Origin of the sequence: Ciceribacter sp. RN22, assembly GCF_024054295.1 — a bacterium.
GTDB classification, from domain to species: Bacteria; Pseudomonadota; Alphaproteobacteria; order Rhizobiales; family Rhizobiaceae; genus Allorhizobium; species Allorhizobium lividum.
Genome location: NZ_JAMXLD010000001.1, coordinates 22901 through 35470 on the forward strand (window position 1 = coordinate 22901; position 12570 = coordinate 35470).

General features: G+C 63.9%; 10 protein-coding genes. 7 read left to right on the forward strand and 3 right to left on the reverse strand.

The features are described from left to right. Positions 1–231: 231 nt before the first annotated feature. The gene (gene aceA, locus NHF53_RS00095) at positions 232–1521 is read left to right on the forward strand and encodes an isocitrate lyase (protein ID WP_252832580.1); all 1290 of its coding nucleotides are present in this window, start codon (positions 232–234) and stop codon (positions 1519–1521) included. A gap of 148 nt (positions 1522–1669) precedes the next feature. Beyond that, positions 1670–1915, forward strand: a complete 246-nt coding sequence (locus NHF53_RS00100; RefSeq protein WP_112689055.1) for a hypothetical protein — start codon at positions 1670–1672, stop codon at positions 1913–1915. A gap of 110 nt (positions 1916–2025) precedes the next feature. Here the strand turns inward: NHF53_RS00100 and NHF53_RS00105 are convergent, their stop codons facing one another. Continuing rightward, a complete protein-coding gene (locus NHF53_RS00105) occupies positions 2026–4557 on the reverse strand; it encodes a methyl-accepting chemotaxis protein (RefSeq protein WP_252832582.1) in 2532 nt (843 codons plus the stop codon). A gap of 189 nt (positions 4558–4746) precedes the next feature. Further along, complete coding sequence (locus NHF53_RS00110; RefSeq protein WP_252832583.1) at positions 4747–5616, reverse strand: LysR family transcriptional regulator; 870 nt, start codon at positions 5614–5616, stop codon at positions 4747–4749. A 91-nt stretch (positions 5617–5707) separates the two neighbouring features. Here NHF53_RS00110 and NHF53_RS00115 point away from each other — a divergent pair, with 91 nt between their 5' ends. Then, complete coding sequence (locus NHF53_RS00115; protein ID WP_252832584.1) at positions 5708–6070, forward strand: hypothetical protein; 363 nt, start codon at positions 5708–5710, stop codon at positions 6068–6070. A 151-nt stretch (positions 6071–6221) separates the two neighbouring features. Here the strand turns inward: NHF53_RS00115 and NHF53_RS00120 are convergent, their stop codons facing one another. Continuing rightward, entirely contained in the window at positions 6222–7403 is a 1182-nt protein-coding gene (locus tag NHF53_RS00120) for an NAD(P)/FAD-dependent oxidoreductase (RefSeq protein WP_256481247.1), read from the reverse strand. A gap of 127 nt (positions 7404–7530) precedes the next feature. Between NHF53_RS00120 and NHF53_RS00125 the strand changes: the two genes are divergently transcribed. From NHF53_RS00125 to pgl, 4 genes are all read left to right on the forward strand, one after another. Continuing rightward, the gene (locus NHF53_RS00125) at positions 7531–8967 is read left to right on the forward strand and encodes a glutamine synthetase family protein (protein ID WP_114362548.1); all 1437 of its coding nucleotides are present in this window, start codon (positions 7531–7533) and stop codon (positions 8965–8967) included. Between the two features lie 8 nt (positions 8968–8975). Further along, positions 8976–10262, forward strand: a complete 1287-nt coding sequence (locus NHF53_RS00130) for an FAD-binding oxidoreductase (RefSeq protein WP_254007809.1) — start codon at positions 8976–8978, stop codon at positions 10260–10262. A gap of 100 nt (positions 10263–10362) precedes the next feature. Then, positions 10363–11835, forward strand: coding sequence for a glucose-6-phosphate dehydrogenase (gene zwf / locus NHF53_RS00135; protein WP_252832588.1), 1473 nt, complete (start codon positions 10363–10365; stop codon positions 11833–11835). A gap of 5 nt (positions 11836–11840) precedes the next feature. Further along, positions 11841–12539 carry a 6-phosphogluconolactonase gene (pgl, locus tag NHF53_RS00140; RefSeq protein WP_252832590.1) on the forward strand — a complete coding sequence of 233 codons (699 nt, stop codon included), beginning with the start codon at positions 11841–11843 and terminating at the stop codon, positions 12537–12539. Positions 12540–12570 lie beyond the last annotated feature (31 nt).

The following is a 12570-nucleotide window of genomic DNA, read 5'->3' on the forward strand; positions in this document are numbered from 1 at the left end:
TACCTTTACAGAACGAGGCCGATCCAACGCCTCAGAGCTCTTTTACTGTTTTTACAATTTTACAGCGTCGCATTGTCAAACGCAAGACATTCTAACCTCTTTCATCCTGTTGTTTTCTCGAATTTTCTGGCCGTTTTTTGCGCCGCACTGTAAATATCGTCACATCAAGAGCGAGGAGCCGCGAACCAGGAAATCGGGCTTCTTGAGCACCGGAGCAAAAGGGAGTTTTCTATGACTGATTTTTACAATCTCGTTCCGAGCGCACCGAAGGACCGCTATGACGGTATCCAGCGCCCGTATACGCCCGAAGACGTCAAGCGCCTGCGCGGCTCGGTCGAGATCAAGTATTCGCTCGCCGAAATGGGCGCGAACCGGTTGTGGAAGCTGATCAACGAAGAACCCTTCGTCAATGCGCTCGGTGCGCTCTCCGGTAACCAGGCCATGCAGATGGTTCGCGCCGGCCTGAAGGCCATCTACCTCTCCGGCTGGCAGGTCGCCGCCGACGCCAACACCGCGTCCGCCATGTATCCGGACCAGTCGCTCTATCCGGCGAACGCCGCACCGGAACTTGCACGCCGCATCAACCGCACGCTGCAGCGCGCCGACCAGATCGAAACCCAGGAAGGCAAGGGCCTTTCGGTCGACACCTGGTTCGCGCCGATCGTCGCCGATGCGGAAGCAGGCTTCGGCGGTCCGCTCAACGCATTCGAAATCATGAAGGCCTTCATCGAGGCGGGCGCTGCCGGCGTTCACTTCGAGGACCAGCTCGCATCGGAAAAGAAGTGCGGCCATCTCGGCGGCAAGGTTCTGATCCCGACCGCCGCACACATCCGCAACCTGACCGCTGCCCGCCTTGCCGCCGACGTCATGGGGGTTCCGACGCTGATCGTCGCCCGCACCGACGCGGAAGCCGCAAAGCTGCTGACCTCGGACATCGATGAGCGTGATAAGCCCTTCGTCGACTACGATGCCGGCCGCACGGCGGAAGGCTTCTATCAGGTCAAGAACGGCATCGAGCCCTGCATCGCACGCGCGATCGCCTATGCGCCTTACTGCGACCTGATCTGGATGGAAACCGGCAAGCCGGACCTCGAACAGGCCCGCAAGTTCGCCGAGGCCGTGCAGAAGGCGCATCCGGGCAAGAAGCTCGCCTACAACTGCTCGCCGTCGTTCAACTGGAAGAAGAACCTCGACGACGCGACGATCGCCAAGTTCCAGAAGGAGCTGGGTGCGATGGGCTACAAGTTCCAGTTCATCACACTCGCCGGCTTCCACCAGTTGAACTTCGGCATGTTCGAACTCGCCCGCGGCTACAAGGATCGCCAGATGGCGGCCTATTCGGAGCTGCAGCAGGCGGAATTTGCGGCCGAGGTCAACGGCTACACGGCGACCAAGCACCAGCGCGAAGTCGGCACCGGCTACTTCGACGCCGTCTCGCTCGCCATCACCGCCGGCCAGTCTTCGACGACGGCGATGAAGGAATCGACCGAAACCGAGCAGTTCAAGCCGGCGGCTGAATAGTGCCTTACCCTCCCCTTGAGGGGGAGGGTCGGACCAGAGGTCCGGGGTGGGGTGAACGGAGCAAATCACCCCCACCCGTAGCTTCGCTACGACCTCCCCCCTCAAGGGGGAGGTTTCAAGAACCCCGCATTATAAGAGGAGAAATGCAATGACACCCCAGACCCGAGTCAAGGAACGCGCAGAAGAACAGGCATCGGCCATGACCGCCGAGCAACAGGCAATGATCCGCATGGTCGCGAATGACCTGCACCGCCTGAACCAATCCGTCATGAAGGCCGTCGACGCCGGCGTATCCGTCGAGCTCGTCCGCTCGGCACGCCATCACGGCGGCGACGGCAACTGGGGTGACCTGCTGATCCCGGTCATCGTTACTCAGGGCCGCAACGCCGCCTGAGACGAGATATCCCAACCCGGCGCCCGATGGGTGCCGGAACTTGCCCGCGCGAGCCCCGGCCGGAGGAAATCCGGGGACCTGCGCGGGCTTATTTTTGTGCGGTGACGCGATCAGGCCGCCGGGCGGACCGCCCGGTGATCCTGTTGCCGGCCATCGATGCGGAACTGCTGGACGAGAGCCAGCAACGCATCTGCCTCGGAGGCGAGCTGGCTGCTTGCCGCACTCGTCTCCTCGACCATCGCGGCGTTCTGCTGGGTCATCTGGTCCATCTGGTTGACAGCGTCATTGACCTCCGCGAGCGCCGCCGACTGGTCCTGGCTGCCGCGAGCAATCACCTCGACGTGCTGGCTGATGGTCGTGATCTGTTCGCCGATGCGCGCGAGCACGTCGCCCGTCTGCTGGACGAGACGCGAGCCGCCGCCGACTTCGGCGGCAGCAGTGTTGATCAGGTCCTTGATCTCCTTTGCCGCCACGCCCGAGCGTTGGGCGAGCTCGCGCACCTCCTGGGCGACGACGGCAAAGCCCTTGCCAGCGTCCCCGGCGCGGGCCGCCTCGATGCCGGCATTGAGCGCAAGCAGGTTCGTCTGGAAAGCGATGTCCTCGATCACGTCGATGATCTGCTCGATCTTCTGCGAGGCATTCTCGATCCGGCCCATGGCCGAGATCGCATTCCCGACCACCTCGGCCGAATCCTCGGCGCTGCTGCGGGTCGCAACCACGATCGCGTTCGCCTCGCGGGCCCGTTCGGCCGAGGAGCGCACGGTCACCGTGATCTCGTCGACGGCCGCCGCCGTCTCTTCCAGCGAGGCGGCCTGTGCTTCGGTCCGACGCGACAGCTCCGCTGCGGACTGCGACATCTGCTGACCGTTGCCCTGGATGAGGGAAACGTTGGTGATGATCGTGCCGATCGTATCCTGAAGACGGGTCAGTGAGCGATTGAAGTCGTTGCGCAGGTCCTCGAGCCGGCCGACGAAGGGTGTCTCGATCGTCGCCGAGATATCACCATCGGCGAGCCGACCGAGACCGGCGGCAAGCGCGTTGACGGCAAACTCGATCTGCCGGTCGATCTCCTGCTTTTCGAGATCGTTGCGCTGCCGTTCGGCCTCCGCCGCGGCACGCTCCTGTTCGCTTTCCGCCTCGATGCGGATCTTGGCAAGCGCATTCTCCTTGAAGACGCCGAGCGCACGGGCCATCTCGCCGATCTCGTCGGCGCGGGCGTCGCCATTCACACCGGCATCGAGATCGCCGGCGGCGAGCCGGCGCATGGCCGCGGTGATCTGGGTGATCGGCCCCTTGAACGTGACGACGAGGCCGATGCCGGCAAAGATCGCGATCAGCACGCCGAGGATCGTCGCGCTCGCCGAGATGCGGTTCGCCTTGTCGCGTTCACTTCCCGCCGCCTCGCGTTGCAGGGCGGCAAAGGCGGTGAGGTTCGACCAGATCCCGTCGATATCGCTTGCGGCCGCCTTGAAGGACTCGGCGCGCTTCACCGCGAGCCCGACAAGGTCGCCGGCGCGCGTGGCAATCGAGTCGGCGAGCGGCAACAGAGCAGCGACCTTTTCATGGGCATCCTTGGCGACTGCGGGATCGGCGATGAGTCCATCGGCGTCCGCACGCAGACCGTCGAGCGCGGTCTTCAGGCGCGAAAGGTTCTCCTCCTGCGGCGCTCCAAGGAAGCGGGAGGCTCGGGAATCCACGGTATTGACCGCATCGGCGAGCGTCTGGGTCGCCGCAAGCAGCGCCGTCGCCTCGGCCATCGGCCGGTCGAGCGTACCGAAGACGCGCGTCGCCTCGCGGGATTTCACGGTCGAGGCGCCCTGCAGCTTGATGCCGGCCGGACGCAGAAGATTGATCGCCCGGTCGACGACACCGATGGTTCCGTCGTTGACGACGCCGAGATCGAGCTGTTTCTTCACCACGCCGATGCTGTCGGCGATCGCATTGCCGAGCGCGGCCTGGTCGACCGGCAGGACACTCGTAATGTCCGCGCTCGCGGTGGCGAGGTCGCCGAATTCCTTCTTGATCAGGTCCATCTTCTCCTGCGGCGTCGTCAGCGTGTTGTAAGCGGTGACGATCTTGGAGATGAGGGACGCTCCACGGTTGAGCTTCTCCGCCTGCCGCAGCAGGCCCTTGGCTTTCGCCTCGTCGGCGGCAAGCGCCTCGCGCACGGTCGTCGCATATTTGATGAGTTCGCCGCGGGCAGCCATCAGTGCGGCGAGATCGTCTTCAAGTCCGGCGTGCAGAGTGACCTCGTCCTGGTGCAGGCTCCAGAGGTCCGCCGCCTTGACGCCGATCGCGTCGGTGCCGGCGATCGCCGCATCCATCTCCGTCTGGCCTTCAAGCCCTGCGAGGTTCGCATGGGTGTCCTTGAGCGCGGCCGACTGCGCTTTGATGTCGTCCTCGAGAGCCGCCCTGGTCTCGTCGTTCGTCTCCTGCAGGAAGGTCGTCATCGAGACATAGACCTTCTTGAACCCGCTCAGCGTCTGGAGGACGGTGTTGGATATATCCATACGGCCCTGGAGCATGTTCGAGGCATAGAGGCCGGTGAGCCCCACCGCCGAAATGCTCAGCACGAACGGAAAGATGAAGACGAGAACCTTGGTCTGGATCTTGAAACGCGCCAGCAGACGGTCAACCAGCATCAGCCTTACCCCACATGAGTTGTCGTGTTCGATCAAAGTGAACGGACCTGACTTGAGCCCTTGAAGAAGCTTCTCTCACGGGGAACTAAAAAAAACCTGAATGGAATACTACTAAAGCAAGGGTGCAAATGTACGGAACGTCCGCCTGCAAACGCGACGCCGACCTGAGCGGCCCGCGTCCACGATGCCTCAGGCCAGCGGGCGCTTGCCGCAGAAGAGTTCCTCGTGCGCCTTCAAGAGCCGCGACAGACGGTCGGCGACCGTCCGGATCTCGCGCCGGTGACGGTCGTCGTTGTTCATCACGATCCATTGGCGGTGGCGCAGTTCGGCGATTTCGGGCCCGGCCCGTTCGAGCTTCGGCTCCAGATCGCCGACGAAGCACGGCAGAACGGCAATCCCCGCCCCGGCAAGCGCAAGGTCGCGCAGCGAGCGGGGACGGTTGACGGTCACCACGATATTCTCGGCCTTGTTCTCATGCGGCCAGCGCAGATAGGCGGAGATCGCGTTTTCGGTATCCACCGCCAGCCAGCGGGCAGGCCCGTGATCTACGGTGTTGCGCGCCCGGTAGGGGGCGTAGGCGACCGTGCCCGCCGGGATCTTGGCGAGGTTCAGTTCTTCCGGCTCGAAGGCGCGAATGCCGATGTCGCATTCGCGGTGCGCCAGCGCCGCCCGCTGCTCGGCGATGTGGATATCGATGCGGAACGGATCGCGCTCGGTAAGCAGGGCCGGGAAGTTCTCGCTGACGAGCCATGCAATCCAGGTCCCAGCTGCCAGCCTGACCAGCGCGGGAGCCGCGGCCTCCTCGCGCCAGACTTCGACGCGGCGGGCCGCGACCTCCATCTCGCCCAGGTGTTCGAGGAGCTGCCGTCCATCGCCGGTGAGCCCGTAGCCGGCCTGACTGCGCACGAAGAGCGGACGGCCGATGCGACGCTCGAACTCGATCATCCGCCGGCCGATGGTCGCCGGGCTCAACCCGGTCTCAATGGCCGCGCCGGAAAGACCGCCATGGCGAGCAACGAGCAGGAAAATCTGGTAGGCGTCCCAGGATGGGCTTTTCATGACTGAAAAACCTAATGCATTTCTGTCGGTTCATAAAGCAAATTTGGCAGCATAAATAGCTGGATGTGTTTCACCCGAAGGAGATGCATCCATGTATGAATTCGCAGGATTGCTGCTCGTCCGCCTGCTGTCTTCGCGACCAGTGCCGCGGCGGCCGACGCTCGCAGAGGAAGACGCCTATTATGCGCGCTATGGTGAGGTTCCGTGGCACAGGGCGCGCAAGATCTTCGCCCGGCTATCCGGCCGAGCGAAACCGCCCGTCGCAGATTGTGAGGGAAAGGCCAGCCGCTGCGAGGCCGTCGCGCCGGCGATGCCGTATTGCCTAAAGGGCGAGTACGGCGAAGACTGTCAGGATGCAGCAGGCGGCAAAGCCGAGGGCGGCCGTGCGCCGAAGAAGAACACGGCGATCGTCCTGCGTCCGGGCAATGGCGATTGCACGTGCTCTGCGATTTGACTGTCTCATCATTGCTACCCCACGAATACTGTTGAGCAACCTAGTTCACGGGTGTCGCGGTTCGCCACTCGACAAGATGTCGCAACGACGATCGTCGTATCCCGTCGGACGAGCATGCGCCCGCCCCGTTAACAAGTGCTGAAAAAGCCTATCACACGCTCTCGCCGGCGGCATGGCCGGAGGCCCAGGCCCACTGGAAGTTATAGCCGCCGAGCCAGCCGGTGACATCGACGCATTCGCCGACGAAATAGAGCCCCGGCACACGCTTCGCCATCATTGTCTTCGAGTCGAGTTCAGCCGTGTCGATGCCGCCGAGAGTCACCTCCGCCGTGCGGTAACCTTCCGAGCCGGCCGGCTTTATCGGCCAGCCATGGAGGAATGCGGCAAGCGCCTCCAGCGCCTTGTCGGACAAGTCGGCGAGCGGCTTTTCGATCTTCTGCCGCTCGGCGACATATTGGGCGAGCCGCTTCGGCAAGTGCTGCGCCAGAACGGTCTGCACGGCCTGACGTCCGTTCTCCTTCTTCGCGGCTTTCAGCACCGCGGCAAAATCCACATCCGGCTCGAGCGAAAGCGTGATCTCGTCGCCCTCGCGCCAACAGCTGGAGATCTGCAGGACGGCCGGGCCGGACAGGCCACGATGGGTGAAGAGCAGCGCCTCCCGGAACGCAGTCTTGCCGTGCCGTACCTCGGCATCGACGGAAACGCCGGCGAGCGGCGAAAGCTCGGCAAGCAGCGCCGGATCGAGCGTGAGCGGGACGAGACCGGGGCGCGTCTCGGTCACCGTGACGTCGAAGTCAGCGGCGACGCGGTAGGCAAATCCCGTCGCCCCCATCTTCGGTATCGACTTGCCGCCGGTTGCGATCACCACGGAAGCGGCGCGGATTTCTCCGTCCGTCGTTTGCAGGCGAAAGCCGCCCTCACCCTTTTCGACCGCGGAAATCTCGACGCCAAGCCGCAGTTCCACACCCGCCGCCCGCATCTCGTCGAGCAGCATACGGATGATGTCCTTGGCACTGTCGTCGCAGAAGAGCTGGCCGAGCGTCTTTTCGTGCCAGGCGATGCCATGGCGATCGACCATCGCGACGAAATCGGCGGGCGTGAAGCGGGCGAGTGCGGATTTGGCGAAATGCGGATTGGCCGAGAGAAAGTTCTTCGGCCCGGCATGAATGTTCGTGAAGTTGCAGCGGCCGCCGCCCGAAATGCGAATCTTCTCCCCCGGCGCGCTGGCATGATCGAGCACCACAACCCGGCGGCCGCGTTTGCCCGCGACGATCGCGCACATCATGCCCGCGGCGCCGGCTCCTATGACAGCAACATCAAATATACGTGCCAAGTCCCGGCCCCCGTAACAAAGAAGACCTGTGTTTTCGATCGGCGCCGCAAAGTCAACGTCGTTTCCCCCCTCGCCAATTCGCGAAGTCCGGTTATGATGGCGCCATCAACAACCCAACCGGTGAGACATGCCTGCAAAGAAAACAATGCTCAGACCCCATGGCGCGGCATCGAAGAAGGCAAGCATTCCCCCGGACATCCAGTCGACCCGCGGCGTGAAGACGTGGAAGGATGCCACGGCCTGGCTCCGCGCCCGCGGCATCGAGGACATCGAATGCATCACGCCGGACCTCGCGGGCGTGCCGCGCGGCAAGATGATGCCGACCTCGAAGTTCACCGGCGATACGTCGCTCGCCCTGCCCTCGGCCCTCTACCGCCACACGATTTCCGGCGAGTATCCGGAAGAGAGCGGCCAGTTCCGTTATGAGCCGCGCGACAGCGACCTCAAGCTCGTGCCCGACCTCTCGACCCTCTCGGTCGTCCCGTGGGAAACCGATCCGACTGCACAGGTCATCTGCGATGTCGTCGGTTCGAACGGCGACCAGGTTTCCTATACGCCGCGCAACGTCCTGAAGAACGTCATGCGGCTCTACGAGGAAAAAGGCTGGCGTCCCGTCGTGGCACCAGAGATCGAGTTCTATCTGGTCGCCATGAACGACGACCCCGACTATCCGCTGCATCCGCCGAAGGGCCGGTCGGGCCGGTCGATCCTCGGCGGTCAGGGTTATTCGATCGCCGGGATCAACGAGTTCGATGAGCTGATCGACGACATCTACCACTTCTCCGAAAAGCAGGGGCTGGAGATCGACACCCTCATTCACGAGGAAGGTCCGGCCCAGCTCGAGATCAACCTGCGCCACGGCGATCCGATCGAACTCGCCGACCAGGTCTTCCTGTTCAAGCGCACGATCCGCGAGGCGGCGCTGAAGCACGGCATCTATGCGACCTTCATGGCCAAGCCCATGCAGGGACAGCCGGGTTCGGCCATGCACATCCACCAGTCCGTCGTGGACATGGAGACAGGCAAGAACATCTTCTCCAATCCGGACGGATCGGCGTCGAAGGAATTCTTCCATTTCATCGGCGGCATGCAGGCCTTCGTGCCGAAGGCCCTCGTCATGATGGCACCCTATGTGAACTCCTATCGTCGCCTGACGCCAGACATGTCGGCGCCGGTCAACAATGCCTGGGGCTACGACAACCGCACCACGGCCTTCCGCGTGCCGGTGTCGAATGCCGCCGCCCGCCGTGTCGAAAACCGCCTGCCGAGTTCGGACGCCAACCCCTATCTCGCGCTGGCCGCCTCGCTCGCCGCCGGCTATCTCGGCATCGTCAGGGGCGCGGAACCGACGGAAGCGTCCGAAGGCACCGCGAATGAAGGTTCGGTCGAGCTGCCGCGCGGGCTGCTCGAAGCCGTGTCGCTGATGGAATCCGAACCGGCGCTCGGCGAGGTGCTCGGCGAGGAGTTCATCGGGCTCTATGCCGGAGTGAAGCGCGGCGAGTTCGAGACTTTCATGCAGGTGATCAGCCCGTGGGAACGTGAATTCCTGCTGTTGAACGTGTGAGGGCGCCCATGACCTGGCAAAGCCCGATCGCGCCGGGGATTTCCTGGTACCAGGCGACCGTCGGCGAGCGTCCCGAATATCCGGCGCTCGACGGCTCGACCATGGCCGACGTCGCCATTGTCGGCGGCGGTTATACCGGCCTGCAGGCAGCCTATACGCTCGCCAAGGGCGGGGTCTCGGTCGTGCTGATCGAGGCCAGCCGGATCGGCGACGGGGCGTCTGGCCGCAACGGCGGCCAGTTGGGCACCGGCCAGCGCGCCTATCCTGACGAACTCGAAGCCGAACTCGGCTACCAACGGTCGAAGGCACTGTTCGACCTTGCCGAACACGCGAAGAAATACCTCCTCGATTTCGCCGCCGAACACCAGATCGACATGGAGTTCATGCCGGGGCAGATGAACGTCGCCCACAAACCGGGGCACGAGAAGGAGTACCGGCACACCGCGGAGATTGCCGCGACGCGCTACGGCTACCCGCATCTGCGGTTCATGGATGCGAAAGAAACTGCCGAACGCCTCGGCTCCAGCCATTACCACTATGGCGTCCATGACAGCGGCACGGGCCATATCCACCCGCTGAAGCTGGTGGTCGGGCTTGCACGCGCGGCAAGCGCTGCAGGCGCCGCGATCCACGAGATGACGGCGGCGATCGCGATCCGTCAGGCCGGGGGCAAGACGCTCATCGACACGCCGAAGGGAACGATCACCGCAAACCGCGTGCTGATCGCCACCAATGCCTATATCGGCAACCTCGAACCGGTCACCGCGGCGCACGTCATGCCGATCCGCTCCTTTATCGGGGCGACCGCGCCGCTCGAGAAATTCCCGACCGTCATTCCCGGCGGCGAGTCCGTCGCCGACTCCCGTTTCGTCGTGCGATATTTCCGCAAATCCCGCGATGGCCGGCTGCTCTTCGGCGGACGCGAGGCCTATACGGCGGACGCGCCGCGGGACATTTCTGCCCATATCCGCCGGCAGATCGCCGAGATCTATCCGGAACTGAGCACGATCGAGATCACCCATGGCTGGGGCGGCTCGGTCGGCATCACCATGCCGCGCAAGCCGTTCGTTCGCGAGGTGATGCCGGGCGTCACCTCGATCGGTGGCTATTCCGGCCACGGCGTCATGTTGTCGAACTACTGTGGCAAGCTCTATGGCGAGATGGTGCTTGGCCGTTCGTCGGAACTCGAATACCTGCGGGACCTGAAAATCCGGCCATTCCCGGGCGGTCCGCCGTTCCGCAGCCCGCTGCTCTTCCTTGCGCTTACGTGGTATGCGTTGAGGGACAGGTTCTGAACTTTTCGCGATCAGGCGCGAAATCGGCATCGGCCCACTGGCTTTTTTAAATCGATTAGATTAGAAACGCACCAACGTTTCCGACTGAGAGATGCCTCGCATGAGCAGCCAGATTATCCCCGTTGAGCCCTTTGACTACGTCGTCTTCGGCGGCACCGGCGACCTTGCCGAACGCAAGCTTCTGCCGGCGCTCTATCACCGGCAGCTCGCCGGCCAGCTGACCGAACCGACCCGCATCATCGGCGCGTCACGTACGCCGCTCTCCGACGACGACTACCGCAAGTTCGCGGAGAACGCGCTCAAGGAGCATCTGCGTCAGGGCGAATACGACGACGCCGAGGTCGCGAAGTTCTGTGCACGCATCTTCTACGTCCCGGTCGACGCGAAGTCGCCGGAGGGGTGGGACCGACTGAAGACGCTGCTCGACGACGGCAAGGACATCGTGCGAGCCTTCTATCTCGCCGTCTCGCCGTCGATCTTCGGCGACATCGCCGACAAGATCCGTGATTTCGACCTCATCACCAAGTCCACCCGCATCGTCGTCGAAAAGCCGATCGGTCGCGACCTCGCCTCGGCACAGGTGCTGAACGACACGATCGGCAAGGTCTTCAAGGAAGAACAGATCTTCCGCATCGACCACTATCTCGGCAAAGAGACGGTGCAGAACCTGATGGCGCTCAGGTTTGCCAACGCCCTCTACGAGCCGCTCTGGAATTCGGCCCATATCGACCACGTGCAGATCACGGTCGCGGAGTCGGTCGGCCTCGAAGGCCGCGTCAGCTACTACGACAAGGCCGGTGCGCTTCGCGACATGGTGCAGAACCACATCCTGCAGCTTCTCTGCCTGGTGGCCATGGAAGCGCCGAACTCGATGGACGCGGAAGCCGTCCGCGACGAGAAGCTCAAGGTGCTGCGCTCGCTGAAGCCGATCGACCCTTCGAACGTCGAGCGCCTGACGGTGCGTGGCCAATACAAGGCCGGCGCCTCCGCCGGCGGTCCGGTCAAAGGCTATACCGAGGAACTCGAAGGCCCCTCCGACACGGAAACCTTCGTCGCCATCAAGGCCGAGATCGGCAACTGGCGCTGGGCCGGCGTGCCTTTCTATCTGCGCACCGGCAAGCGGCTCGCGACCCGCATGTCGGAAATCGTCATCACCTTCAAGCCGATCCCGCATTCGATTTTCGGCGATGCCGCCGGCCGCATCGAGGCGAACAAGCTCGTCATCCGCCTGCAGCCGGACGAAGGCGTCAAGCAGTGGCTGATGATCAAAGATCCGGGACCGGGCGGCATGCGCCTGCGCCACGTCTCGCTCGACATGAGCTTTGCGCAGGCCTTCGACGTGCGCAATCCGGACGCCTACGAGCGCCTGCTGATGGACGTCATCCGCTCCAACCAGACGCTGTTCATGCGTCGCGACGAGGTCGAGGCCGCCTGGCGGTGGGTCGATCCGATCCTGACCGCCTGGGAGGAAACCGGGCAGAAGACGCAGGGCTACACGGCCGGCACCTGGGGCCCGAGCCAGGCGATCGCGCTCATCGAGCGTGACGGCCGTACCTGGCATGAGATCGAGTAGGCGCCATGGCCATGAAGGAAAACATCTTCGAAAACGGCGCCGCACTCGCGGCAGCGCTTGCCGCCACGGTCGCCGCCGCCCTTTCGGCGGCGGTCGCCGCGCGCGGGAAAGCCTCGATCGCCGTCTCCGGCGGATCGACGCCGAAGGCCTTCTTCGACGCCCTCTCGCGCGAGGCGATCGACTGGGAGAAGGTCACAGTGACCCTCGTCGACGAGCGCTTCGTGCCCGCCGACAATCCGCGCTCCAACCACCTCCTGGTCGCGACGCATCTCTTGAAGAACGCCGCGGCAAACGCGCGCGTCCTGCCGCTCTTCAGCCCTGCGGCCTCGGCGGAAGAAGCCGCCGAACGCGCGAGCGAAGCGGCGGCCATGCTCGCGCAGCCCTTCGACGTCGTCGTGCTCGGCATGGGCAATGACGGCCACACCGCCTCCTTCTTCCCCGGCGGCAACCATCTTGCGGAAGCGCTTGACCTCTCGCTGCCGCGGCGGGTGATGACCATGGAGGCCGAAGGTGCCGGCGAGACCCGCCTCACCTTCTCCTTCTCCAGCCTTCAGGATGCCCGGCTTCTGGTGCTTCATATCGAAGGCGCGGAGAAGAAGGCCGTGCTCCAAAAGGCGCTCGCCGGAACGGACGAGGCCGAAATGCCGGTTCGTGCGGTTCTCAATCGCGCCGCCTCGCCCGTCGAGATATACTGGGCGCCCTGACGCCCTCCTTGTCGCGTCCGCACCGCCGGCA

What these genes read in the sequence shown, in the direction of transcription:
- aceA (WP_252832580.1), top strand. Translation starts at nt 232, where the DNA reads ATGACTGATTTTTACAATCTCGTTCCGAGCGCACCGAAGGACCGCTAT.
- NHF53_RS00100 (WP_112689055.1), top strand. Translation starts at nt 1,670, where the DNA reads ATGACACCCCAGACCCGAGTCAAGGAACGCGCAGAAGAACAGGCATCG.
- NHF53_RS00105 (WP_252832582.1), bottom strand. Translation starts at nt 4,557, where the DNA reads ATGCTGGTTGACCGTCTGCTGGCGCGTTTCAAGATCCAGACCAAGGTT.
- NHF53_RS00110 (WP_252832583.1), bottom strand. Translation starts at nt 5,616, where the DNA reads ATGAAAAGCCCATCCTGGGACGCCTACCAGATTTTCCTGCTCGTTGCT.
- NHF53_RS00115 (WP_252832584.1), top strand. Translation starts at nt 5,708, where the DNA reads ATGTATGAATTCGCAGGATTGCTGCTCGTCCGCCTGCTGTCTTCGCGA.
- NHF53_RS00125 (WP_114362548.1), top strand. Translation starts at nt 7,531, where the DNA reads ATGCCTGCAAAGAAAACAATGCTCAGACCCCATGGCGCGGCATCGAAG.
- NHF53_RS00130 (WP_254007809.1), top strand. Translation starts at nt 8,976, where the DNA reads ATGACCTGGCAAAGCCCGATCGCGCCGGGGATTTCCTGGTACCAGGCG.
- zwf (WP_252832588.1), top strand. Translation starts at nt 10,363, where the DNA reads ATGAGCAGCCAGATTATCCCCGTTGAGCCCTTTGACTACGTCGTCTTC.
- pgl (WP_252832590.1), top strand. Translation starts at nt 11,841, where the DNA reads ATGGCCATGAAGGAAAACATCTTCGAAAACGGCGCCGCACTCGCGGCA.